Here is a 23,446-nt window from a genome sequence, read left to right on the forward strand (position 1 = left end):
GGGAATGGAATTCCTGCAGCCAGCCACCGCCAATCCCACCGATCGCCAGCAGGTCCTGGGCCATGCCCATCCGCGCATCGAAGGGGCGCTGAAAACCACCGGCACCGCCCATTATGCCTATGAGCGCCAGGACGTCACCGGCCTGCAGCTTGTCGGCTATCCACTTGGCGCCGGCATCGCCAAGGGCCGCATCCTCAGCATGGACACCGCCGCGGCAGAGGCGGCGCCGGGCGTGCATGCGGTCATCACCACCCTGCAGATGGACCCGCTGCCCAAGCACAAGAACAACATTGCCGATCTGTTCGGCGGCTCGCGTATTCACCATTATCACCAGGCCATAGCGGTCGTCGTCGCCGAGAGCTTCGAGCAGGCGCGCGCCGCGGCACAGATGATCGAGGTCGAATACCGCGCCTCGCACCTGACCGATTTCGACCTGGCGGCGGCCCATGACAAGAACCCGGACAAGGCGGGCAAGACCCTCTCGCGCGTCGGCGATTTCGATAAAGCCTTTGCCGAGGCCGAGGTGACGCTGGACGCCCACTATCGCACGCCCGCGCAAAGCCACTGCATGATGGAGCCGCATGCCTCGATCGCGGAATGGCGCGATGGAAAGCTGACGGTCTGGACCTCCACCCAGATGGTGGCCTGGACGCAAAAGGCGCTGGCCCGCACCTTCCAGCTGGCGGCCGAGGACGTGCGCGTCGACAGCGCCTATATCGGCGGCGGGTTTGGCGGCAAGCTGTGGCTTCGCGCCGATGCTGTGCTTGCCGCGCTCGGCGCCCGGCAGACCGGGCGGCCGGTCCGGGTTGCCCTGCCCCGCCCGCTGATGATGAACAACACCACCCACCGCGCCGAGACCTACCAGCGCATCCGCATCGGTGCAGGGCGCGACGGGCGCATCGCCGCCATCGCCCATGACGGCCTGTCCAGCAACATTCCCGGCGGTCACGGCGAAAATCCAGTGGATCAGACCCGGCACTTTTACGCCGGGGCGAACCGGCTGATGACGCTGCGGATGGTCAATCTGGACCTGCCCGAGCCGAACTCGATGCGCGCACCGGGAGAGGGTGCGGGGATGATGGCGCTGGAAGTCGCGATGGACGAGATGGCGGAAAAGCTGGGCATGGACCCGGTCGAGTTTCGCGCCATCAACGATACCCAGGTCGACCCGGAGAATCCCGAGCGAGCGTTCTCGGACAGGCATTTCGTCCGGTGCTTGCGCGAGGGTGCCTCGGCCTTCGCCTGGGCGGATCGGAACATCGTGCCCGGCGCCAGGCGGGAGGGAATGTGGCTGATCGGCCAGGGCATGTCCGGCGGGTATCGCAAGGCGGCGGTGATGAAATCGGGGGCGCGGGTCACCCTGCGCGCCGATGCGCGCGTGCTGGTCGAGGCCGACATGACTGACATCGGCACCGGCAGTTATACCATCATGGCCCAGACCGCGGCCGAGATGCTGGGCCTGCCGCTCGACGCAATCGAGGTGCGGCTGGGCGGCAGTGACATGCCAGTGTCCAGCGGCTCTGGCGGCCAATGGGGCGCGGCGAGCGCCACCGCCGGGGTCTATGCCGCCTGCCTTTGCCTGCGCGAGGAAATCGCGCGCCGCATGGGCAATTCCGACCCCGCAGCACTGACGCTTTCGGACGGTCAGGTCACCTCGGGCGACAAGACCGTGCCGCTGGCGCAGATCGCCAGCGCCGGCGAGATCACCAGCGAGGAGAGCATGGGCTTTGGCGCCTTGCAAAAAGAATACCTGATTGCCACCTTTGCCGCCCATTTCGCCGAGGTCGCGGTGCATGTCGCGACCGGCGAGATCCGGGTCCGGCGCACCTTGTCGGTCTGCGATGCCGGCCGGATCATGAACCCGATGACCGCGCGCAGCCAAGTCATCGGCGGAATGGTCATGGGCATCGGCGCGGCGCTGAGCGAGCAGATCGAGGTCGACACCGGCCGCGGCTTTTTCGCCAATCACGATCTGGCGGGCTACGAGGTGCCGGTCCACGCCGACATTCCCGACCAACAGGTGATCTTTCTGGACACCGAGGACCCGGCTGCCTCGCCGCTGAAGGCCAAGGGGGTGGGCGAGCTCGGCATCTCCGGCGCCGCCGCGGCGATCGCCAACGCCGCCTACAACGCCACCGGCATCCGCCTGCGAAGCTACCCGCTGACGCTGGACAAGATGCTCAACCGGCTACCCGCGGTGTGACGGTGGACGCGGTGGCTCCATTTGATGCGCAGGCAGCCGCTACTAACCGCATCGAGGTCTGCGAGAGCGACTGGCCGTTGTCGGCCCTGACCCGCGAGGAAGTCGCCTTGGCGCTGATCACCGGCGTTGACGGTGCGGCTTACCGACCGGTCGGCGCGGCCATGGCCATCGACGCCGAGGGCCGGCGCAGCGGCAGCCTGTCCTCCGGTTGCCTCGAGCGGGACGTCGCCCTGCACGCCCTGTCCGTGATCCGGGATGGCGTGCCGCGGCAGCTGCGCTATGGCCGCGGCTCGCCGTTTCTGGACATTACCCTGCCCTGCGGCGGCGGCCTCGACATCACCGTCCTTCCGGCACCCGCGCCGGAGATGGTGGCGCAGATCCGCGCGCAACTGGCCGCGCGCGGGCCGGTCGATCTGGCCATCCGGCCAGACGGGTGCATCACAACCGGCACGCTGGCCGGCGCCACGTTCAGTCTGCGCATCCGACCGGAAATCCGCTTCGTGATCCTCGGCAAGGGCCCCGAGACGGCCAGCTTTGCACGCATCGTCACCCATGCCGGCTATGGCGCTGAGGTTTTCACGGACGGTGAGACAGCGGCCGAGGCGGGGATCGGTCGGCCCCTGCCCGCCGGCCACTGGCCCGATGATCTAGAAATCGATCCCTACACCGCCGTCGCGATGTTCTTTCACGATCACGAACACGAGCCGCTGTTTCTTGCCCGCGCACTGCAAAGCCCGGCTTTTTTCGTCGGCGCGCAAGGCAGCCTGCGCGCGCATCAGTCGCGGTGCCAGGCGCTTGCAGAGCTTGGCGTGCCGGCCGAGCGGATTGCGGCGCTGGCCTCGCCCTTCGGCCTCATCCCCTCGACCCGCGATCCGCGGATGCTCGCGGTTTCGGTGCTCGCGCAGATCCTGTCGCGGGCGGCGCAACTGCAGGGCCGGACGTGACCACCGCAGCGCTGTTGCTGGCCGCGGGACAGTCGCGGCGCTTTGGCCCACGGGACAAGCTGCTTGCCCCTCTGGACGGCCGCACGGTGATCGAAGGGGCGATGGCCCCCCTGCTTGGCGCGCAGGTTCAGCACCGCCTGGCTGTCGTTTCCAGCGAGGCGGTCGCCGTCATTGCGTCAACGGCGGGATTTGAGGTGGTGATGGTGCCCACAGACATGCCGCAATCGCATAGCCTCTTCGCCGGCATCGAGCATTTGGCAAAGGCGGACGCGGCCCGTGCGCTGATTGCCCTCGGCGATATGCCATTCCTGCAAGCAACCGACATCGACGCGCTGCTGGGACTAGCCGGCGATGACACCGCCTGCACGGAGAGGGACGGCACCCCCCTGCCCCCGGCCGTCTTTCCGCGCCGCATCTGGCCTGCCCTGACCGCGCTCTCTGGCGATCGCGGCGCGGGCAGCCTGCTGCCCAATATTCCGGCCCAGCGGCGTCTCGCCTTGCCAGCGGCGCGGCTTCGCGATGTCGACCTGCCCGCCGATCTTGCGCTGCCGCGTTGAAATAACTCGCTTTGACTCTGGCGGCATATGCTTCTAGCACGCCCGTTCGGCTTGTCCCACAAGGCGCGGCGCATTGCGGCCGCACGGACCGTGCCGTTCACCGGCCGACGGCCAGATCCAGGCAGACCAATGACCCAGAATGATATCGCAGCGCCCTTGGCGGCTGCATTGGCCGAACGAGGCTACGAGGCCCTGACCTCCGTCCAGCAGGCGATGCTGAACCCCGACGCCCGGGGGCGCGACCTGCTGGTCTCGGCCCAGACCGGGTCGGGCAAGACCGCGGCCTTCGGCATCGCCGCCGCGCCCGACTTGCTCGACACCGCCGGCATGATGCCCGCCGGCACCGCGCCGCTGGCGCTGGTCATCGCCCCGACGCGCGAGCTGGCGCTGCAGGTCTCGGCCGAGCTGGCCTGGCTCTACGCCGCCACCGGCGCGCAGATCGCGACCTGCGTCGGCGGCATGGACTTTCGCAACGAGCGCCGGGCGCTGCAGCGTGGGGCGCAGATCGTTGTCGGCACGCCCGGCCGCCTGCGCGATCATATCGAGCGCAGCAGCCTCGATCTGTCGGACCTGCGCGTCGCCGTGCTGGACGAAGCGGACGAGATGCTGGACCTCGGCTTTCGCGAGGATCTGGAGTTCATTCTGCAATCCGGCCAGGCCGAGCGCCGCACCCTGATGTTCTCCGCCACGGTGCCCGCGGCAATTGCCAAATTGGCGCGCGATTTCCAGCGTGACGCCCTGCGCATCGCGGCGACGGGCGAGGCGCGCCAGCATGGCGACATCACGTACCGCGCGCTGTCGATCGCGACGCGCGACCGCGAGAACGCCATTTTCAACCTGCTGCGCTTTTACGAGGCGCGCACCGCCATCGTGTTCTGCAAGACACGCGCCAACGTGAACCACCTTCTCGCGCGGATGGGCAACCGCGGCTTCAGCGTCGTGGCGCTGTCGGGCGAATTGTCCCAGCAGGAGCGCACCCATGCCCTGCAGGCCCTGCGCGACGGCCGCGCGCGCGTCTGCATCGCAACCGACGTCGCCGCGCGCGGCATCGACTTGCCGGGGCTGGAACTGGTGATCCACGCCGACCTGCCGACCAATTCCGAGACTCTGCTGCACCGCTCGGGCCGCACCGGCCGCGCGGGCGCCAAGGGCGTCTCGGCGCTGATCGTGCCGCCCTCGGACTACAAGAAGGCGCAGCGTCTGCTGGAGGGCGCGAAGGTTGTCGCCGAATGGGGTAAGGCCCCATCAGCCGACGAGGTCAGCGCCCGCGACGATGCGCGGATGCTTGACGATCCGGCCCTGCGCGCGCCGCTGGAGGACATGAGCGTCGCCCATGACCTGCTGGCCCGCATCGGGCCCGAGCAACTGGCCGCCGCATTCGTCAACCTGTGGCGCAATGGCCGCCCGCCGCCGGAGGAGATGACCGAGAGCGCCCCGATCCCCGAGGCCGGGGCCCCGCGCCAGCAGCGCGAGTTCGGTGTATCGGTCTGGTTCGAACTGTCGGTCGGCCACACCGGCCGCGCCGAGGCCCGCTGGCTGCTGCCGAAAATCTGCGAGGCCGGCGGCATCACCCGCGACGCCATCGGTGCGATCCGCGTGCGCGAGGACGAGACCTTCGTGCAGATCGCAAGTGGCGACGCGCCCCGCTTTGCCGAGGTAACCGAAATCGCCCCGGGCCTGACCATGCGCCGCCTCAATGGCGAGCCGAACCTCGAGCGCAAGACCGACCGTCCCGCCCATGCAAAGCCCGCCAAGCCCTATGCCAAGCGCAAGGCGGAGGCCGATGCCGAGGCACCGGGCCGGTCCGGGCCAAGCGCCCCTCCGGCCAAGCCCGCGCCGACCTGGACCCCCATCGACCGGAACAGCGACGCCGCACCAGTCGAGGCCGCCGGCGCCCCGCGCGTCAAGCAACGCTGGACCGGCCCGCAAAAGGCGGCAAAGGCCAAGGCCGCGGGTAAACCCGCAGGGGGTGCGGCCGGGACGACCCCTGGCAAGGGATGGGCTGCGGCAAAACCGAAAGCCAAGCATCCGGGGCCGGCAAAGCCGAAGCGGTGACCTCGGGGGAAAGCGTGCCCGCGCGGCGCGTGGGCGCGTCACCCCTTGAGCATCAGGATCACGCCGCTGGCGATCGAGAAAATCAGGACGGCCACGCGCAGCGCCGGGCCGTTGATCCGGGCGTGCGAGAGGCGGGATAGCACGGTTCCGGCCAGTGTCGCCGGGACCAGACAGGCGGCCGCGGTGATCTGGCCCGCATGCACCGCGCCCGACGCCGCAAGGATGACAAGCGAGATGACCTCGCCCGCCAGGAAGCAAAGCGCGACCGTCGCGCGCAGGACCGGGCCAGATGCGTGCTGGTAGAGTAGCGCAAGCGGCGGCCCGGCGATGCCGGTCGCGGTTTCCGTCACGCCGGTGAACAGCCCGGCCCCCAGCCCGGCGGCGCGGGTCGGATTGAACGGCGGGGCCATCAGCGCAATGACGGCGGCCAGAACGGTGAACAGGCCGACGGCAAGTTCCAACTGGCGCAGGGAGAGCGCCGCCAGCACCCAAATGCCAAGGAAGGTCCCAAAGAAACGGCCAACCATGACCCATCGCGCGCCCCGCCAGTCCACCGCCTTCCGCTCGCGATAGACGACCAGAAGGTTGAGCGGGATCATGAGCATCAGGAGGGTGATCGGCAGCAGCGAGGGCGCAACAAAGGCAAGGATCGGCGCCATGATCAGCGCAAAGCCTATCCCGACGCTGCCCTGCACGAATGCGGAAAAGCATACGGCCAGCGACAGGCCAACAAACGTCAGGAACGTCATTTCGCCCGCGTTTTCGGGCTGCGGCCGCCGAGCGGGCGAGCCCGGCAGACCAGCGCGGTTTCGTCGCCTCTACCCTCGTGGAACGCACTTGACGACCTGGGCGCGGCGAGTTCGACGAGCAAACCTTCGAACAAGCCGAACGGCCTGTCGAAAAAGATCGCGTCAACTTGGGGAATATTGTCCCTGCTCACATTACATACGCGTAGTTATGCAACGATTTCAGGTGGCTGAGAGAACTTTTGGCTCCGGCGGTAGGGATCGAACCTACGACCAATTGATTAACAGTCAACTGCTCTACCGCTGAGCTACGCCGGAACACGGGGCGCGTATAGCAACGGGGTTTTGGGGCGTCCAGTAGGGGCGGCACATATTTGTCAGCTTCGTGAAAAACGGGCGGCGGCGCCCGGTTCGCGGTCCACCGACAGCGCGCCGAGATCGTACAGGGCCAGCAGATGCGACAGCACGTTGCGGGCGGCCGCCGGGATCAGCGCCGGAGGGACGGTGTAGATGCGGCGCGCCAGTTCTTCGGCGGTGGCGGGACCGGGTTGCAGCGCGGCCAGAATCTCGGCCGTGCGGGCGCGGCGATGGGCCAGCAATTCCTCGATCCGCCCGGCCGGGTCGTCGATGGGCGCCCCGTGCGCGGGCAACAGCTGCCGCGTGCCCAGCGCCGCGATGCGGGCCAGCGAGCGCAGATAGTCAGTCAGGTCGCCGTCCGGGGGGGAGATCAGGGTCGAGGACCAGCCGAGGATCAGATCGCCGCAAAACAGCAGGTCACCCCACAGAAAGCTCATGTGCGGCGCCGAATGGCCCGGGGTCCATAGGGCCGTCAGCTGCCAGTCCGCATCGGCGATCACCTCGCCGTCGCGGAGCCGGCGGTCCGGGCAAAAGCCGAAATCGAGCCCCTCACCGCCGCCGATCTCTGCCCCCGCGAGCGTGGCCATCAGCGGCGCGCGGCCCTCCAGCGGACCGCCAAAACCCAGTACGGGCGCGCCGGTCGCCTCGGCCAGTGCTCGTGCCCCGCCGCAATGGTCGAGGTGGGGATGCGTGATCAGGATGGCCCGCACCGGCCGGCCGCCGACCTCGGCGAGGATCGCCGCCAGATGCGCGGAATCGGACGGGCCCGGGTCGATGATCGCCAGATCCCCGTCCCCCAGAACGAAGGTATTGGTGCCCGGCCCGGTCAGCGGCGACGGGTTGCCGGCAGTCAGCACTCGCAGCATGATCCCTCACTTGTCGCGGCCACGTTAGGGACGGGAATCGGGAACGACAATGCAGGGCGGCTTCGACTGGCTCAAGCAGATCGGACCGCGCAGCCTTTACGGGCGCGCGGCCCTGATCCTGGTGCTGCCGGTCGTGGTGGTCACGTTGGTCGTTTCGGTCGTGTTCCTGCAACGCCATTTCGAGGGCGTGACGCGGCAGATGACCGCGTCGATGGCGCGCGAGATCGGCTTGGTGGCTGAGCTGATCGACGCAGCGCCGGATGCCCCCGCGGCCCTTGTGGCCACGGCGGGACCGGCGGGTCCGCTGGACCTGCAGGTCGCCCTGCCCGCCGCACCGCAGATGGGCGTGCGCCGCGACCGTGACGATTTTTCGGGGAGGGTGGTCGCCGAGGAAATGCGCGCCCGGGTGCCGGCAGTCACCGCGGTCGATCTGACCCGCAAGGGGCGCGTAATCCTGACCCTCGATACCCGCCATGGCGCGGCGCAGATCACCTTTGCCCGCGCGCGTGTCAGTGCCGCCAACCCTCACCAATTGCTGGTGCTGATGGTGTTCACCGCGCTGCTCGCCTCGGGGATCGCGTCGATCTTTTTGCGCAACCAGCTGCGCCCGATCCGGCGCCTCGCCCGCGCCGCCGAGGAGTTCGGCAAGGGCCGCAACGTGCCCTATCGCCCCGCCGGCGCCATCGAGATTCGCAGCGCCGGCGCTGCCTTTCTGGACATGCGCAGCCGCATCGAGCGCCAGATCGAACAGCGCACCCTGATGTTGTCGGGCGTCAGCCACGATCTGCGCACCCCCCTGACCCGGCTGCGGCTCGGCCTTTCGATGCTGCCCACCGACGAGCCCCCCTCGCCGGCCGAGATCGCGGATCTGGAGCGTGACGTCGACGACATGGCCCGGCTGGTCGACGCGTTTCTCGACTTTACCCATGCGGATGCCCACGACCGCCCGCCCGAACATCTGCCAGCATTGCCTTTCGTCGCCGAACTGGTGGGCGACGCCCGCCGGGCCGGGCAGCCGGTGACGCTGGGGCCGATGGAGGGCGACCCGAATGGCCTCGCCGCTTTCCGCCCCGATGCCCTGCGCCGGGCAGTTGGCAACCTGATCGGCAATGCCGTGCGCTATGGTAGCCGGGCCGAGGTCGACGCCGCCCTGCTGCCCCGCAGCTTGCGCATCAGCGTCGAGGATGACGGCCCCGGCATCCCGGCCGACCAGCGGGACGAGGCGCAACGGCCGTTCACCCGGCTCGACCCGTCGCGCAATCAGGACCGGGGCGGCGGCGTCGGCCTGGGCCTCTCGATTGCCGCCGACATCGCCCGCGCCCATGGCGGGCAGTTGCGCCTGACCGACGGCGCCCGCCTCGGCGGTCTGCGGGCCGAGATCGTCCTGCCGCGTTAAGCGGGTCTTGCCCGGTGCGCTTGACGCCCGCCGGCCAAGTTGCAAGCACTTGGGCAGGCAACAGGGCGGGCGCGACATTGGATCAAGACAACGGCGCGGGCGGCATCTGGGATTTCTGGATCGACCGTGGGGGCACGTTCACGGACGTTATCGGCCGCGCCCCAGACGGCGCCCTGACCCCGCTGAAGCTGCTGTCGGAAAACCCCGGCGCCTATGAGGACGCGGCGGTCGAGGGCATCCGCCGGTTGCTGGGCGGCACACTGTCGCCGGACCGGATCGGGACTGTCCGCATGGGCACCACCGTCGCCACCAACGCCCTGCTCGAACGTAAGGGCGAGCCGACCGCGCTGTTGATTACGCGCGGCTTTCGCGACGCGCTGCGCATCGCCTACCAAGCGCGGCCCGACATCTTCGCCAAGGACATCATCCTGCCCGAGCAACTGTATCAGCGCGTTATCGAGGTGCCCGAGCGGCTGCTGCCCGATGGCTCGGTCGAGGCTCCGCTGGATCTGGCCGCCATCGAGGGCGATCTGGCCGGGCTGAAGGCCGCGGGCTTCGACGCGGTGGCCATCGCACTGATGCATTCCTGGATGAATCCCGCGCATGAAATCGCCTTGGCTGCAGCCGTCCGGGCCATGGGATTTTCCCAGGTCAGCGTCAGCCACGAGGTCAGTCCGCTGGTCAAGCTGATCGGCCGCGGCGACACGACAGTGGTGGACGCCTACCTCTCGCCGATCCTGCGACGCTACGTGGCGCGGGTGGGCGCGGCGCTTGGCGCCACCCCGGCCGGCGCGCCCGGACCGACCCTGCAATTCATGATGAGCAGCGGCGGGCTGACCGCGGCCGAGCGGTTCCAGGGCAAGGATGCGATCCTGTCGGGCCCGGCGGGCGGCGTTGTCGGCATGGTCCGCACCGCCGAGGCGAGCGGGTTCGACCGGGTGATCGGCTTTGACATGGGCGGCACCTCGACCGACGTCGCCCATGCCGCCGGCGCGTTCGAGCGGGCATTCGACACCGAGGTCGCGGGCGTGCGCATCCGCGCCCCGATGATGCGCATCCACACCGTCGCCGCCGGCGGCGGCAGCGTCCTGCATGCCGAGCCGGGCCGATTTCGGGTCGGCCCGGACAGCGCCGGCGCCGACCCCGGCCCCGCCGCCTATCGGAGGGGCGGGCCGCTGACGGTGACGGATGCCAACGTCATGCTCGGCAAGCTGAACCCCGACCTCTTCCCGGCGATCTTCGGACCCGGACAGGACCAGCCGCTGGACCGCGCGGTCGTGGCCGCGCAGTTCGCCCGGATCGGACAGGAGGCGGGGATCAGTCCCGAGGCCGCGGCTGAAGGCTTCATCCGCATTGCCGTCGACAACATGGCCAATGCGATCAAGAAGATCAGCGTTCAGCGCGGGCATGACGTGACCCGCTATCTGCTGAACAGCTTTGGCGGCGCTGGCGGACAACACGCCTGCCTTGTCGCCGATGCGCTGGGGATGGAAGCGGTGCTGGTCCATCCAATGTCGGGCCTGCTGTCGGCCTATGGCATCGGCCTCGCGCAGGTGTCGGTCAGCCGCCAACAAGGGCTGGTCGCGGGGCTGGGGGAAGCCGCGCGCCTTGCCGAGGCTGAAGCGGCATTGACCGAGGCGACGCGGGCCGATCTGGCGGCCCAAGGTATTGCGGATTCGCGCACCACCGCGACCGTGCATCTGCGCTACGAGGGCACCGACAGCACCCTGCCTATCGACTGGACCGGCGATCCCGCCGTCGCCCGCGCCGCCTTCGAGGCAGCGCACCGCGCCCAGTTCGGCTTTATCGCCCCGGACCGGGCGCTGATCGTCGAGACGCTGGAGGTCGAGGCAGCCGAGCCGCGGCGGAGCGGCAGCGAGGCGGCCACGGAAGGCCTGCCGGACCGCGAGCGCACGGCGGCGCAGACCGCCCCGGTCTACAGCGGCGGCGCATGGCATCAGGCCGGCGTCTTTCACCGCGACGATCTGGCACCGGGCGATGCCATCCCCGGCCCCGCCCTCATCATCGAGCGCAACCAGACCATCGCGGTCGAGCCCGGCTGGACCGCGCGCCTGACCCCCGACGATGCCATCATCCTGACCCGTCACGCCCCCCGCGCCCGCACCGCTGCGGCGGGGACTGAGGTCGACCCGATCCTGCTCGAGGTGTTCAACAACCTCTTCATGAACATCGCCGAGCAGATGGGGCTGGCGCTGCAGATGACGGCGCAGAGCGTCAACATCAAGGAGCGGCTCGACTTCTCCTGCGCGGTGTTCGATGCGGCGGGCAATCTGGTGGCCAATGCCCCGCATATTCCGGTGCATCTGGGCAGCATGGACGCAAGCGTCCAGACTGTGATGGCCGCCAATCCCAAAATCCGGCCGGGCGACGTTTTCGCCCTGAATGCACCCTATAACGGCGGCACCCACCTACCCGATATCACGGTCGTCTCGCCGGTGTTCGACGACGCCGGCGAGGCGATCCTGTTCTGGGTCGCGGCGCGTGGACACCACGCCGACATCGGTGGGACCGCGCCCGGCAGCATGACCCCGCTCGCGACCACGGTCGACGAGGAGGGGGTTCTGATCGACAACTACCTGCTGGTCAGCGAAGGCCGCTTTCGCGAGGCGGAAACCTTGCGCCTGCTGACTGACCACCGTTGGCCCTGTCGCAACCCGGCCACCAATATCGCCGACCTCAAGGCCCAGGTCGCGGCCAATGCCCGTGGCGCGGCCGAGCTGCAGCGCATGGTGGCCGATTTCACCCTGCCGGTGGTGCAGGCCTATATGCGGCATGTTCAAGACAATGCGGCCGAGGAGGTCGCGCGCCTGGTCGGGCGACTGCAAGACGCCGAATACGAATATCCGACCGACACCGGCCAGGTGATCCGGGTGCGCATCAGCGTCGATCGCGCGGCCCGCAGCGCGACCATAGATTTCACCGGCACCTCGGACGCGCAGGCCAACAATTTCAATGCGCCGGCCCCGGTGACGCGGGCCGCGGTCCTTTACTGCCTGCGAGTGATGGTCGAAGCCCCGATCCCGATGAATGCCGGTTGCCTGCGGCCGATCAACATCCTCATCCCCGAGGGCTCGATGTTGCGGCCCGCCTGGCCGCGCGCCGTCGTCGCCGGAAATGTCGAGACCAGCCAGCATGTCACAAACGCCATTTTCGGCGCGCTGGGCGTGATGGGAAACAGCCAGGGGACGATGAATAACCTGACCTTCGGCAACGACACCTACCAGTATTACGAGACGATCTGCTCCGGAGCGCCGGCGGGTATCGACAATGCCGGGCGGGTGTTCGACGGCACCTCGGGGGTGCAGGTCCACATGACCAACAGCCGCCTGACCGACCCCGAAGTGCTGGAAATGCGGTTCCCCGTTCTGCTGGAGAGCTTTGCCCTGCGGCCCGGCAGCGGCGGGATCGGCGCGGGGCGCGCCGGCGACGGCACGCTGCGACGCATCCGCTTTCGCGAGGCGATGGAATGCGCGATCCTCTCCAGCCACCGCACCCTTGCGCCGCGGGGCGCTGCCGGTGGCGGCGACGGCGAGCCCGGCAGGACTACGGTCGAGCGCCTCGACGGCAGCGTCGAGGTTTTGCCCGCCTGCGCGCAAACCATGCTGCAGGCCGGCGAGGTGATCGTGGTCCAGACACCGACCGCCGGCGGCTGGGGAAAGGCGTGACCCGACCCTAGCGGCTAACGCCTTAGGCTTTCTGAGCCCGGCTTTAGACCCACTTGGCCAGCGGCGGCAGGCTCATCAGGACGGCATCGGGATCATGCGCCGTCTCAAGCCCGAACTTGGTGCCGCGGTCGTAGACGAGGTTGTACTCGGCATAGAGGCCGCGGTGGATCAGCTGCGTGTCCCGGTCAGCCTCGCTCCAGGCCTGGCCCATCCGGCGCCGCACCAGCGGCAGATAAGCGGGCAGGAAGGCGGCGCCGACATCGCGGGTAAAGGCAAAGTCGGCGTCCCAGTCGGCGCTATTCAGATCGTCGTAGAAGATGCCGCCGACGCCCCGCGCGCGGCCGCGGTGGGGGATAAAGAAATACTCGTCCGCCCAGGCCTTGAAGCGCGGATAGTATTCCGCGTCATGGATGCCGCAGGCGGCCTGCAGGGTCGCGTGGAAATGGACGGTATCGTCGGGATATTCGATGCACGGGTTCAGGTCGGCGCCGCCGCCGAACCACCACGCACCGGGCGTCCAGAACATGCGCGTGTTCATGTGCACCGCCGGCACATGGGGATTCTGCATATGCGCCACCAGACTGATGCCGCTCGCCCAGAAACGATTGTCACCTGCGCCATCCTCGCCCGAGGCATCCATGCCGGGCACGCCGCGCGCCGCCATCGCCGCCTGCGCGCGAGGCGCGAGGGTTCCGTGAACTTCGGACCAGTTGACGCCAACTTTCTCGAAGATGCGGCCGCCGCGCAGCACCGACATAAGCCCGCCACCACCATCCGCGCCGCCGTCGTCGCGCTTGGTCGGGGTCACCTCGAACCGGCCGGGCTGGGCAGTGCCAGGCGCGCCACCGCGCACGGCTTCGACCTCGATCTGCTCGAACGCCTCGACGATGCGGTCGCGAAGCGCGTGAAACCAGCTGGCGGCCTGCGTGCGCTGCCCCGTCATCGCGCGCGCATCCTCCTGCCCCGGCTCGCGCCCGCCGACCTGGGCCGCCACCGATGCGTAATCGCCGTCATCCGCCATGTCTGTCCCCACCATCGACGCGATGGACCGCCGATCTGCCGGCAGTTATACTTGCGTCCGCGTCCGGAATAGAGGTCAGGCGCATGCCCCGCAACCGTACCATGCTGCCCATGGCCCTCGCCCTTGTCGCCGCACTCGGCGCCTGCGGCACCCCCAAGGAGCAGTGCGTCAGCCGCAACACCCAGGAATACCGCACACTCGCCCGCCTGCTGGCCGAGGTCGAGGGCAACCTGGCGCGCGGCTATGCCTGGGACGAGCGGCCGGTCACCACCACCGAATGGCGCGAGTGCCGGGACGTCGTGCGCGGCCGCGATGGCCGCCCGGTCGTCATCCCGCGCCCCTGCCTGCGCGACGTGACCGAGATGGAACGGTTCCGCGTGCCGATCGATCCGGCCGCCGAAGCGCGCAAGGCGGCCGGCCTGCGCAAGCGCCTCGATGCGCTGCGGCCGCATGCCGAGGCCGTGTTGCGCGCTTGCACCGCCGCCTACCCAGAGGGCTAAGGCACAGGCTTTGCGGGAACCCGCCACGTCAACCTGCGTTTTTCCGGCAGCGCCAATTCCCTGTCGGCGTTGGCATAAGGCGGAAGGAAGCCCCCATGAGCTCTATCATTTATCTCGTCGGCCTCGTCGTGGTCGTGCTGTTCGTTCTGTCCCTTCTCGGACTGCGGTGATGGCCATGCGTGAAACTACTGTGATTCGCTCCGGCGATGGCGGCGGCGGAGGCGATCGCGGCTATGTGGACTGGGGCGCGATCTTCGCCGGCGCAGCGATTGCCGCCGGCGTTTCTGTAATCATGACCGCCTTTGCCGCAGCCTTGGGGCTCGGCTCGATCTCGGACGAAGGGGTTAGCGGCTTCGGTCTGGTGCTGACGGCGCTCTTTACCGTCATCTCGATGGTCGCGGCTTATATGCTGGGCGGCTATATCGCCGGCCGTATGCGCCGCCGCGTCGATGGGGCCGCCAGTGAAGAGGTGACCGCGCGCGATGGCATCCACGGCCTCGTGGTGTGGTCACTGGGCACCCTGCTGGGCGGCTTTCTGGCCGTCAGCGCGATCACCGGCGGGGCGAAAGCCGTCGGTAGCGCAGCCGGCACGGCGATCGAGGCTGCGGGTTCGGCCGTTGGCGGTATCGCTCAGGGCGCAGGCAATCTCGCGGGTGGCGCTATCTCCGGTGTTGGCCAAGCGGTTGGAGGAGTTGCATCGGGGGCTGGTCAGGCTGCCGGTCCGGCGCTTGCTGACATGTTGCCGCAAGGGATGACCAGCAATCCGCTGGACTACATCACCGACACCCTGCTGCGCCCCGCTGCGCGCAAGGTCGAGGCAGCCGGCAGCCCGTCGCAGGCGGTTGCCCAGACCCCGATCCCCGGTAGCCCGACCGGCACGACGGTTGGCGAAGCCGCGGCACGGCCGACCCCGGCGACCCCCGGCCAGACCGGTGACGTCCGGGCGGAAATCGTCGGCATCCTGGCCAATGTGCTGCGTACCGGCGAGATCAGCGATGCCGACCGCAACTACGCGGCCGAGCTGGTCGCCCAGCACACCAACCTGTCCAAGGAAGAGGTCGATCAGCGCGTCAACAGTGCCATCGACGGGACTCAAAAGCTGCGCGCCGAAGCCGAGGCCAAGCTGAAAGAGGTCCAGGACCAGGCTGCAAAGCTGAAGGCCGACGCCGAGCAGGCCGCCGCCGAAGCCAAGCAGAAGGCCATCGACGCCGCCGAGACTGCGCGCCACAGCGCTATCCTGAGCGCGTTCCTGCTGGCCGCCTCGTCGCTGATTGCTGCTGCCGCCGCCTATATCGGTGCGGTGAAGGGTGGTCGCCACCGCGACGAAGGCAAGCTGTGGAAATGGCTTACCTATAGCCGCTGATCCCCGGCTTTCCTGAGCTAAAATCGCGGCCGGCCCCACATCGTGGCCGGCCGTTTCCGTTGTGCCGCCGCGCGCTTGGTCTGGCGTTCCGCGCCCATGCGCCCTATAGGGCCGCAACCCCGCAAAGCGAGACCCCGAATGGATATCCGCAACATCGCGATCATCGCGCATGTCGACCACGGCAAAACCACGCTTGTCGACAAGCTGCTGCAGCAGTCCGGCAGCTTCCGCGAGAACCAGGCCGTCGCCGAGCGGGTCATGGACAGCAACGATATCGAACGCGAGCGCGGCATCACTATTCTGGCCAAGGCCACCTCAGTCGAGTGGAAAGGCACCCGGATCAACATCGTCGACACCCCCGGCCACGCCGATTTTGGCGGCGAGGTCGAGCGAATCCTGTCGATGGTTGATGGCGTGTGCCTGCTGGTGGACGCCGCCGAAGGCCCGATGCCCCAGACCAAGTTCGTGACCAGCAAGGCCCTGGCCCTGGGGTTGAAGCCGATCGTCGTGCTGAACAAGGTGGACAAACCCGCGGCCGAGCCGGACGACGCGCTGAATGACGTGTTCGACCTGTTCGCCAACCTGGGCGCCAACGACGAGCAGCTGGATTTCCCGCATGTCTATGCCAGCGGCATCGGCGGCTGGGCCGACCTGACGCTGGACGGCCCGCGCAAGGACCTGTCAGCGCTGTTCGACCTGATCGTGCAGCATGTGAGCCCGCCGAAGCAAATGGCCCGCGTCAACGAGCCCTTCCAGATGCTGGCGACGACGCTGGGCGCCGACCCGTTCATCGGACGCCTGCTGACCGGCCGGGTCGAGGCCGGACGCGCAAAAGCTGGCGACACCGTCAAGGTCCTCAGCCGGGACGGCGACCGCATCGAGCAGTTCCGCATCAGCAAGATCATGGCCTTCCGCGGCCTGACCCAGACCGCGATCGACGTGGCCGAGGCGGGCGATATCGTCAGCATCGCGGGTATGACCAAGGGCACCGTCGCCGACACGATCTGCGCGCCCGAAATCGACACGCCCATCCCCTCGCAGCCCATCGACCCGCCAACCATCAGCGTGACCTTTGGCATCAACGACAGTCCGCTGGCAGGGCGCGACGGCAGCAAGGTGCAGTCCCGCGTCATCCGCGAGCGCCTGATGAAAGAGGCCGAGAGCAACGTCGCCATCAAGGTCGAGGATACCCCCGGGGGCGACGCCTTCGTTGTCAGCGGCCGCGGCGAACTGCAGATGGGCGTCTTGATCGAGAACATGCGCCGCGAGGGCTTTGAGCTGTCGATCAGCCGCCCGCGAGTCATCTACCGCGACGAGGACGGCCAGCGGATGGAGCCGGTCGAGGAGGTCATCATCGACGTCGATGACGACTACACCGGCGCGGTCATCGACAAGCTGACCGGCGCGCGCAAGGGCGATCTCGTTGAGATGCGCCCCGCCGGCCACGGCAAGACACGCATCATCGCCCATGTCCCCAGCCGCGGCCTGATCGGTTATCAGGGCGAGTTCATGACCGACACCCGCGGCAACGGTGTGCTGAACCGCATCTTTCACGGCTGGGTGCCCTACAAGGGCCCGATCCAGGGCCGCCGCCAGGGCGTTCTGATCAGCATGGAGAACGGTGTTTCGGTCGCCTATGCGCTGTGGAACCTTGAGGAGCGGGGCAAGCTGTTTATCGGCGCGCAGGAGCAGATCTACGAGGGCATGATCATCGGCGAGCACAGCCGGGACAACGACCTCGAGGTGAACCCGCTGAAGGGCAAGAAGCTGACCAACGTCCGGGCCAGCGGCACCGACGAGGCCGTACGCCTGACGACCCCCGTCCGTATGAGCTTGGAAGAGGCCATCGCCTATGTCGATGACGACGAGCTGGTCGAGGTCACGCCCAAGGTGATCCGCCTGCGCAAGCGGCACCTCGACCCGCACGAGCGCAAGCGTCAGGCGCGGGCCGAGTAGGCTCAAGACCCGGTAAATCAAGGAGGGCGCTGCGCCGAACGGTGCGGCGCCTTCCTGTCTCGATAGGCCAGATGTCCCGGCGCAAGCATGCGACGCGGGCCGTAGGCGTCGCTTCGCCCGCGGCTCGGCACCGCACCTATTCAAATTGTTTCTAAATGAGACTTTTTTATTCATTTGCCTGCTGTATTTTGTGACCGACTCACCCGCGGCGGGATTTCTGGCCGAAAAATTCAACTACATCGTTAACGGAGGCATTGCGGTTGGCCGGAATTTTGACGCCTGATGAAAGCGATTTCGGAAGCACTCCCTATGACCGGATGGTGCGCACCGCCGAGATGCAATTCTTCGACGTCCTGCCCGGTGTGAATCTTCTGGCCATCGCCGAGGCGGCCGGCGTGTCGGCGGATCTGGCCGAACGACTGTTTCCGAACGAGGACGCGCTGGGCGTCGCGGTGGTCGAAAATCTCATGGTGCGCCTGATTCATCACCTCAGCAGGCGCACCACCGCCGCCCCCGCACACGACCCGGTTGCCCAGTTCCGGGCGCTGTTCGACGGCTACGTGGAATGGGCGGTGGAACATTCGTCCAGTGCCGCCGTCCTGGCCGAACGCAATGCCGCGGCCGTGGCGGGCAAGCGCGAGCTTGAAAAATACGACCGTGCAATCAATGGGCTCGCCCAATCGCTGCTGCGCCGTGCGGCGGGCCAAGGGCGGCTTGTCGAGGGCCTCGACATCAAGGCGTCGGTCTATCATGGGCGGGCACTGACCCTGGGCCTGACGCGGATGTCAGTCAGCACCAATCCGCTGAGCCGGCCGCGCGACAAGCTCGCCTTTGCGCGCGCCTGCAGAGGCGTCATGGAGCAGTATTACGGCGGGCTATTCCGCGCCCCGCAAAACGGCGAGGATCAGCCCATCCGCTCGGAGGCGTGATCGCCGGGGCTGGCGGGGAATACCACCGTCTTGGCCCCGTTTAGAAACGCGCGATGGTGGATATGCGCGTGAATGGCCCGCGCCAGCACCGCCGCCTCGACATCCCTGCCGAGGCTGACGTAGTCGGCCGCCGACTGGGCATGCGTGACGCGCACCGTGTCCTGCTCGATGATCGGACCCTCGTCCAGATCGGGGGTGACGTAGTGCGCCGTCGCGCCGATCAGCTTGACCCCACGTTCATGCGCCTGCTTGTAGGGATTGGCGCCCTTGAAGCTGGGCAGAAAGCTGTGGTGGATGTTGATGATCCGCCCGGCCATGCGCCGGCAGAACGCATCCGACAACACCTGCATGTAGCGCGCGAGCACGACCAGGTCGGTCCCGGTCTCGTCGATGAGCGCTAGCAGGCGCGCCTCGGCCTCGGGCTTGTTCTCACGGGTAACGCGGATGTGGTGGAAGGGAATGTCGTGGTTCACGACCACCTTCTGATAGGTCATGTGGTTGCTGACCACGCCAACGATATCGATCGGCAGGGCGCCAATCTTCCAGCGATACAGCAGGTCGTTCAGGCAATGACCAAAGTTCGAGACCATCAACAGAACGCGCATCCGCTGATCGGGGGAATGGATCGCCCAGGTCATGTCAAATGACCCTGCAAGTTCCTCAAACCCTTCTCGCAGCGATTCGGCGGTGGCGCCGCCCTCCGAGACAAAGCGGATGCGCATGAAGAAGCGGCCGTTGTCCTGGTCGTCGAACTGGGCGCTATCGGTGATGTTGCAGGACTGCTCGGCCAGGTAGCCGGACACCGCCGCGACAATGCCGCGGCGGGTGGGGCAGGTGACGGTCAGAACGAGATCGGTCATACGGGGATCATCCGTGCATGAGGTCAGAGCGTCATATGGCCCGCGCCATATGCGCTGCGCCATCCGGATACGCTGGTTTCAAATCCAAAAGCGACGCGGCACGGGGGCCATGCAGTCACGCCCTCAGGGCCTCGATATCCTCGGGCTGGCCAAAGTTGCGGCAGCTCGCCTCGGGCAGGATGCGGCGGACCATGCCGCACAGGGTCTTTCCGGCGCCAATCTCCCAGAACTCGGTTACGCCGGCTTCGCCCATCCACAGTACCGACTCGCGCCAGCGGACGGAGCCGGTGACCTGTTCGACAAGCAGACGGCGGATCGCGCCCGGCTCGGTCACCGCCTCGGCGCGCACATTGGCCACCAGCGGCACGGCGGGGGGCTGGATGTCGACCGCGGCAAGTGCCTCGGCCATCACCGTCGCGGCGTGCTGCATCAGCGTCGAATGGAACGGCGCCGAAACCGGCAGCATCAGCGCACGCTTGGCCCCACGCTCCTTGGCGAGGGCGGCGGCGCGCTCGACCGCGGCGACGTGGCCCGAGATGACGACCTGCGCCGGATCGTTGTCGTTCGCCGCCTGGCACACCTCTTCGCCGGCGGCTTCGCGCGCGATCTGGTCCACAGTCGCGAAATCGAGGCCGAGGATCGCGGCCATGGCGCCCTCGCCCACCGGAACAGCCTCCTGCATCGCCTGGCCGCGCAGCCGCAGCAGACGGGCGGTATCGGACAGCGTCAGCGCGCCGGCCGCGCACAGCGCGGAATATTCCCCCAGCGAGTGGCCGGCGACGTAGCTGGCGTCCGCGATCGAGATCCCCTCTGCCTCGAGCGCGCGCAGCGCAGCAATCGAGGTAGCCATCAGCGCCGGTTGGGCATTCGCGGTCAGGGTCAGTGTGGCCTGATCGCCATCCCAGATCAGAGCGGACAGCTTTTCGCCCAGGGCCTCGTCAACCTCGTCGAACACCGCCCGCGCCTCGGGCCAGCGCTCGGCCAATGCGCGTCCCATGCCCACGGTCTGAGCGCCCTGCCCCGGAAAAATAAACGCACGCATGATGCAAATTCCTCTTGGATCGAGCGAGGGATAGCCTTTGAAACGGACCGAAGCAACGACAGGAGACATCCGTGTCCGAAGCCCGAACCCCTCTGCCGGCCCGAAACACCGCGCGCGGCTATGGCAGCGTCAACCGTGTCCTTCACTGGCTGATCGCCGCACTGATCTTGACGGCCATCCTCCTCGGCTTGATCGCGGTCACCCTGCCGCGCAACGGACCCGAAGCAATTGCCCGGGTGGTGCAGGTATTTTCGGTGCACAAGACGGTGGGGATCACCGTCCTGATCCTGGCCCTGCTGCGCGTCGTCTGGGTGATGGGCCAGACCCATCCGCGCCCCCTGCACCCCGAGCGGCGGGTCGAAACATGGCTCGCGGATAGCGTCCACTGGGCGCTTTACGGCGGGATGGTGCTGATGCCGCTTAGCGGCTGGCTGCTGCATTCAGCCGCGCCCGGTGAGGGCTTTGCCGATATCCTGTGGCCGTTCGGGCAGCGCCTGCCCGGCATCCCACAGGACGCCGCCCTCACGAAACAGCTGGAGGCGTTTCACGGCGCCGGCTGGTGGCTGCTCGCCGCGCTGATCGTGCTGCATGTCGCAGGCGCGGTGAAACACGTGCTGGTCGACCGCGATGCCACCCTCGCACGGATGACGCGGCCGCTGGACCAACTGCCCGAGCCGCCGGCCGACACCCGGAGTAACCGCTGGCTGGCGCCCTTCACCGCGGCGGTCGTTTGGCTGGGTTTTGCAATTGCGACACAGATCGTCCCTCAGGATGAAATGCCGGTAACTTCCCAAAGGCCCGTCCCTGTCGCTGAGGCGCCCCCACCGGCGGCTCCGGCGGCTCCGGCGGCACAAAGCACTGCAAGTGCCCCGCCGACGCAAGCCGCAACCACATCGCAATCCAACCCGGCCTGGACCGTGACCGAGGGCACGCTCGGGCTCTCGGTCAATCAGGGGGGAAGCCCGGTCGCCGGCAGTTTTGGCACCTGGATCGCCGACATCCACTATGATCCGGCCAGCGGTATGGGGCATGTGGATGTGACGGTCGACATCGCCTCGCTGCAATTGGGCACGGTCAGCGGCACCGCCACGGGACCGGATTTCCTGAACGCGGCGGCGCATCCCAAGGCGCAGTTCACGGCCGATATTACCCGAGTCGTGCCCGCGGGCACTGCGCATCAGGCCGTCGGCACCCTCACCCTCGCCGGGCAGGAACGTCCGGCGAGCTTGCCGTTCGACCTGACAATCGAAGGGAATGCCGCGCGGGCGCAGGGCAAGCTGGTGCTCGATCGGCGCCAGTTCGGGATCGGCGCGGGCTATGCCGACGAATCTACCGTCGGATTCGCGGTGCCGGTCACGGTCGACCTGACGGCGACCCGGCGCTGACCCGAAAGAGAAAGGGCCGCCCCTGCGGGCGGCCCCTGGTTAGCCAAGCTGCGTTCGACCTCAGCCGACCAGTTCGAGGCCAGAAAAGAAGAACGCGATCTCTTCCTTGGCGGTCTCGGCGGCGTCGCTGCCGTGAACGCTGTTCTCACCCACGGACTGCGCGAACTCCTTGCGGATGGTTCCTTCGGCGGCATCCTTGGGGTTGGTCGCGCCCATCACTTCGCGGTTCTTGGCAATGGCGTTCTCGCCCTCCAGCACCTGCACCACGACCGGGCCCGACGCCATGAAGTCGCGCAGTTCGCCAAAGAAGGGACGGTCCTTGTGGACCTCGTAGAATTTGCCCGCCTGCTCGGGGGTCAGCTGGATGCGCTTGGCGGCGACGATGCGCAGGCCGGCATCCTCGAATTTCTTGGCAATGGCGCCGGTCAGGTTGCGCTTGGTGGCGTCCGGCTTGATGATCGACAGGGTGCGTTCGACGGCCATGGTAATCCTTTGGGATGGGGGAGCCGCAGCGGCCCCGGAATGCGCGGCGGGGCTAGCATGGCAAGCCCGCAAAGGAAAGCGGCGGACCGCAGGCGTGGGCGAGCAGAACATGCGTTTTCAGAGCCGCCTCCGGAGGTCAGAAACAGCGCTCGCCGCAAACAGAAACGGCCGGCCCCAGAGGGACCGGCCGTTGAAAAACCTTGCAGGAAGGATCAGGCGCCTTGCAGGGTCTTCGCGACCTCCGCGGCGAAGTCCTCTTCCTTCTTCTCGATGCCCTCGCCGACAGCGACGCGGGCAAAGCCGGTGACTTCAACTCCGGCGTCCTTGGCGGCCTGCGCCACGGTCACGTCGGGGTTGATCACGAACTTCTGCCCCAGCAGCGTGACTTCCTCGAAGTACTTGGCCATGCGGCCCTGGATCATCTTTTCGATGACCGCCTCGGGCTTGCCGCTCTCGCGGGCCTGCTCGCTCAGCACGTTCTTTTCACGCTCGACCAGCGCCGGGTCGAGGTCGGCCTCGGAGAGGGATGCGGGCGAGGTCGCGGCGATGTGCATGGCGATCTGGCGACCAAGCTCTTCGGCACCGGCACCCTTCAGGGCGACCAGCACGCCGATCTTGCCCATGCCGGGCGCGGCGGCGTTGTGGACATAGCTGACCACGGTGTCGCCCTCGACGGCAACCATCCGGCGCAGGGTCATGTTCTCGCCGATCTTGGCGATCGCGTCGGTCAGCACTTCGCTGACGGGCTTGCCGTTCAGCGGCGCGTCGCGCAGCGCATCGACATCGGCCGCGCCCAGCGCAACCTGCGCGATGGAGCGGACCATGTCCTGGAAGGCCTCGTTCTTGGCGACGAAGTCGGTCTCGCTGTTGACCTCGACCGCAACACCGCGGCCGTCCTTGACGGCGACGCCAACCAAGCCCTCGGCCGCGATGCGGCCCGATTTCTTGGCAGCCTTGGCAAGACCCTTGGTGCGCAGCCAATCGACCGCGGCTTCCATGTCCCCGCCCGTCTCGGTCAGTGCTTTCTTAGCGTCCATCATGCCCGCGCCGGTCGTCTCGCGCAGGTCTTTCACCATCGCGGCGGTAATGGCCATCGT

18 protein-coding genes and 1 tRNA gene are annotated in these 23,446 nt (G+C 67.8%); 11 read left to right on the forward strand and 8 right to left on the reverse strand.

Translation table 11 applies throughout. The features are described 5' to 3' along the window. The first annotated feature begins 4 nt into the window (after positions 1-4). The 4 genes from paoC (at position 5) to DRW48_RS14260 (ending at position 5,759) form a co-directional block, all read left to right on the forward strand. The gene (gene paoC, locus DRW48_RS14245) at positions 5-2,203 is read left to right on the forward strand and encodes an aldehyde oxidoreductase molybdenum-binding subunit PaoC (protein ID WP_114077005.1); all 2,199 of its coding nucleotides are present in this window, start codon (positions 5-7) and stop codon (positions 2,201-2,203) included. Positions 2,204-2,214: 11 nt separating this feature from the next. Beyond that, on the forward strand, positions 2,215-3,147 hold the full coding sequence (locus DRW48_RS14250; RefSeq protein ID WP_162784783.1) for an XdhC family protein: 933 nt from the start codon (positions 2,215-2,217) through the stop codon (positions 3,145-3,147). Continuing rightward, positions 3,144-3,704, forward strand: a complete 561-nt coding sequence (locus DRW48_RS14255; protein ID WP_114077007.1) for a nucleotidyltransferase family protein — start codon at positions 3,144-3,146, stop codon at positions 3,702-3,704. The genes DRW48_RS14250 and DRW48_RS14255 overlap by 4 nt, the downstream gene beginning before the upstream one ends. Before the next feature lie 129 nt (positions 3,705-3,833). Then, positions 3,834-5,759 carry a DEAD/DEAH box helicase gene (locus DRW48_RS14260; RefSeq protein ID WP_114077008.1) on the forward strand — a complete coding sequence of 642 codons (1,926 nt, stop codon included), beginning with the start codon at positions 3,834-3,836 and terminating at the stop codon, positions 5,757-5,759. A 38-nt stretch (positions 5,760-5,797) separates the two neighbouring features. Here the strand turns inward: DRW48_RS14260 and DRW48_RS14265 are convergent, their stop codons facing one another. The 3 genes from DRW48_RS14265 to DRW48_RS14275 all read right to left on the reverse strand — a co-directional run bounded on the left by DRW48_RS14265 (position 5,798) and on the right by DRW48_RS14275 (position 7,728). Next, positions 5,798-6,508, reverse strand: a complete 711-nt coding sequence (locus DRW48_RS14265) for a sulfite exporter TauE/SafE family protein (RefSeq protein WP_114077009.1) — start codon at positions 6,506-6,508, stop codon at positions 5,798-5,800. Positions 6,509-6,748: 240 nt separating this feature from the next. Next, a tRNA-Asn gene (locus tag DRW48_RS14270) sits at positions 6,749-6,823 on the reverse strand. 59 nt (positions 6,824-6,882) lie between these two features. Continuing rightward, entirely contained in the window at positions 6,883-7,728 is an 846-nt protein-coding gene (locus DRW48_RS14275) for an MBL fold metallo-hydrolase (RefSeq protein ID WP_114077010.1), read from the reverse strand. Positions 7,729-7,777: 49 nt separating this feature from the next. On the opposite strand from DRW48_RS14275, the gene DRW48_RS14280 reads away from it, so the two are divergent. Both DRW48_RS14280 and DRW48_RS14285 read left to right on the forward strand, forming a co-directional pair. Next, on the forward strand, positions 7,778-9,124 hold the full coding sequence (locus DRW48_RS14280; RefSeq protein ID WP_114077011.1) for an ATP-binding protein: 1,347 nt from the start codon (positions 7,778-7,780) through the stop codon (positions 9,122-9,124). A 77-nt stretch (positions 9,125-9,201) separates the two neighbouring features. After that, a complete protein-coding gene (locus tag DRW48_RS14285) occupies positions 9,202-12,810 on the forward strand; it encodes a hydantoinase B/oxoprolinase family protein (protein WP_114077012.1) in 3,609 nt (1,202 codons plus the stop codon). 43 nt (positions 12,811-12,853) lie between these two features. Here DRW48_RS14285 and hemF read toward each other — a convergent pair whose 3' ends face one another. Beyond that, complete coding sequence (hemF, locus tag DRW48_RS14290) at positions 12,854-13,753, reverse strand: oxygen-dependent coproporphyrinogen oxidase (protein WP_114077595.1); 900 nt, start codon at positions 13,751-13,753, stop codon at positions 12,854-12,856. A gap of 161 nt (positions 13,754-13,914) precedes the next feature. Here hemF and DRW48_RS14295 point away from each other — a divergent pair, with 161 nt between their 5' ends. From DRW48_RS14295 to DRW48_RS14315, 4 genes are all read left to right on the forward strand, one after another. After that, positions 13,915-14,331: a hypothetical protein gene (locus tag DRW48_RS14295; RefSeq protein ID WP_114077013.1), complete on the forward strand. Its 417-nt coding sequence runs from the start codon at positions 13,915-13,917 to the stop codon at positions 14,329-14,331. 175 nt (positions 14,332-14,506) lie between these two features. Continuing rightward, positions 14,507-15,694, forward strand: a complete 1,188-nt coding sequence (locus DRW48_RS14305; RefSeq protein ID WP_114077596.1) for a TrbL/VirB6 family protein — start codon at positions 14,507-14,509, stop codon at positions 15,692-15,694. 138 nt (positions 15,695-15,832) lie between these two features. Beyond that, the gene (typA, locus tag DRW48_RS14310; protein ID WP_114077015.1) at positions 15,833-17,650 is read left to right on the forward strand and encodes a translational GTPase TypA; all 1,818 of its coding nucleotides are present in this window, start codon (positions 15,833-15,835) and stop codon (positions 17,648-17,650) included. 260 nt (positions 17,651-17,910) lie between these two features. Then, positions 17,911-18,579 carry a TetR/AcrR family transcriptional regulator gene (locus DRW48_RS14315; RefSeq protein ID WP_162784784.1) on the forward strand — a complete coding sequence of 223 codons (669 nt, stop codon included), beginning with the start codon at positions 17,911-17,913 and terminating at the stop codon, positions 18,577-18,579. On the opposite strand, the gene purU is transcribed toward DRW48_RS14315, so the two are convergent. Next, positions 18,555-19,439, reverse strand: a complete 885-nt coding sequence (purU, locus tag DRW48_RS14320) for a formyltetrahydrofolate deformylase (RefSeq protein ID WP_114077017.1) — start codon at positions 19,437-19,439, stop codon at positions 18,555-18,557. The two genes, DRW48_RS14315 and purU, sit on opposite strands and share 25 nt — an antisense overlap. A gap of 115 nt (positions 19,440-19,554) precedes the next feature. Continuing rightward, positions 19,555-20,481 carry an ACP S-malonyltransferase gene (gene fabD, locus DRW48_RS14325; protein ID WP_114077018.1) on the reverse strand — a complete coding sequence of 309 codons (927 nt, stop codon included), beginning with the start codon at positions 20,479-20,481 and terminating at the stop codon, positions 19,555-19,557. Positions 20,482-20,552: 71 nt separating this feature from the next. Between fabD and DRW48_RS14330 the strand changes: the two genes are divergently transcribed. Next, positions 20,553-21,866, forward strand: coding sequence for a cytochrome b/b6 domain-containing protein (locus DRW48_RS14330; protein WP_241963287.1), 1,314 nt, complete (start codon positions 20,553-20,555; stop codon positions 21,864-21,866). A gap of 60 nt (positions 21,867-21,926) precedes the next feature. On the opposite strand, the gene ndk is transcribed toward DRW48_RS14330, so the two are convergent. Both ndk and tsf read right to left on the reverse strand, forming a co-directional pair. Beyond that, positions 21,927-22,349, reverse strand: coding sequence for a nucleoside-diphosphate kinase (ndk, locus tag DRW48_RS14335; RefSeq protein ID WP_114077019.1), 423 nt, complete (start codon positions 22,347-22,349; stop codon positions 21,927-21,929). A 212-nt stretch (positions 22,350-22,561) separates the two neighbouring features. Next, positions 22,562-23,443, reverse strand: a complete 882-nt coding sequence (gene tsf, locus DRW48_RS14340) for a translation elongation factor Ts (protein WP_114077598.1) — start codon at positions 23,441-23,443, stop codon at positions 22,562-22,564. Positions 23,444-23,446 lie beyond the last annotated feature (3 nt).

This window comes from Paracoccus suum (genome assembly GCF_003324675.1).
GTDB lineage: Bacteria > Pseudomonadota > Alphaproteobacteria > Rhodobacterales > Rhodobacteraceae > Paracoccus > Paracoccus suum.

Bases quoted from the DNA above. Each gene is read 5' to 3' on its own strand.
- paoC (WP_114077005.1), top strand. From the start codon at position 5: ATGGAATTCCTGCAGCCAGCCACCGCCAATCCCACCGATCGCCAGCAG.
- DRW48_RS14260 (WP_114077008.1), top strand. From the start codon at position 3,834: ATGACCCAGAATGATATCGCAGCGCCCTTGGCGGCTGCATTGGCCGAA.
- DRW48_RS14265 (WP_114077009.1), bottom strand. From the start codon at position 6,508: ATGACGTTCCTGACGTTTGTTGGCCTGTCGCTGGCCGTATGCTTTTCC.
- DRW48_RS14275 (WP_114077010.1), bottom strand. From the start codon at position 7,728: ATGCTGCGAGTGCTGACTGCCGGCAACCCGTCGCCGCTGACCGGGCCG.
- DRW48_RS14280 (WP_114077011.1), top strand. From the start codon at position 7,778: ATGCAGGGCGGCTTCGACTGGCTCAAGCAGATCGGACCGCGCAGCCTT.
- hemF (WP_114077595.1), bottom strand. From the start codon at position 13,753: ATGACGGGGCAGCGCACGCAGGCCGCCAGCTGGTTTCACGCGCTTCGC.
- DRW48_RS14295 (WP_114077013.1), top strand. From the start codon at position 13,915: ATGCCCCGCAACCGTACCATGCTGCCCATGGCCCTCGCCCTTGTCGCC.
- DRW48_RS14305 (WP_114077596.1), top strand. From the start codon at position 14,507: ATGCGTGAAACTACTGTGATTCGCTCCGGCGATGGCGGCGGCGGAGGC.
- typA (WP_114077015.1), top strand. From the start codon at position 15,833: ATGGATATCCGCAACATCGCGATCATCGCGCATGTCGACCACGGCAAA.
- purU (WP_114077017.1), bottom strand. From the start codon at position 19,439: ATGACCGATCTCGTTCTGACCGTCACCTGCCCCACCCGCCGCGGCATT.
- fabD (WP_114077018.1), bottom strand. From the start codon at position 20,481: ATGCGTGCGTTTATTTTTCCGGGGCAGGGCGCTCAGACCGTGGGCATG.
- ndk (WP_114077019.1), bottom strand. From the start codon at position 22,349: ATGGCCGTCGAACGCACCCTGTCGATCATCAAGCCGGACGCCACCAAG.
- tsf (WP_114077598.1), bottom strand. From the start codon at position 23,443: ATGGCCATTACCGCCGCGATGGTGAAAGACCTGCGCGAGACGACCGGC.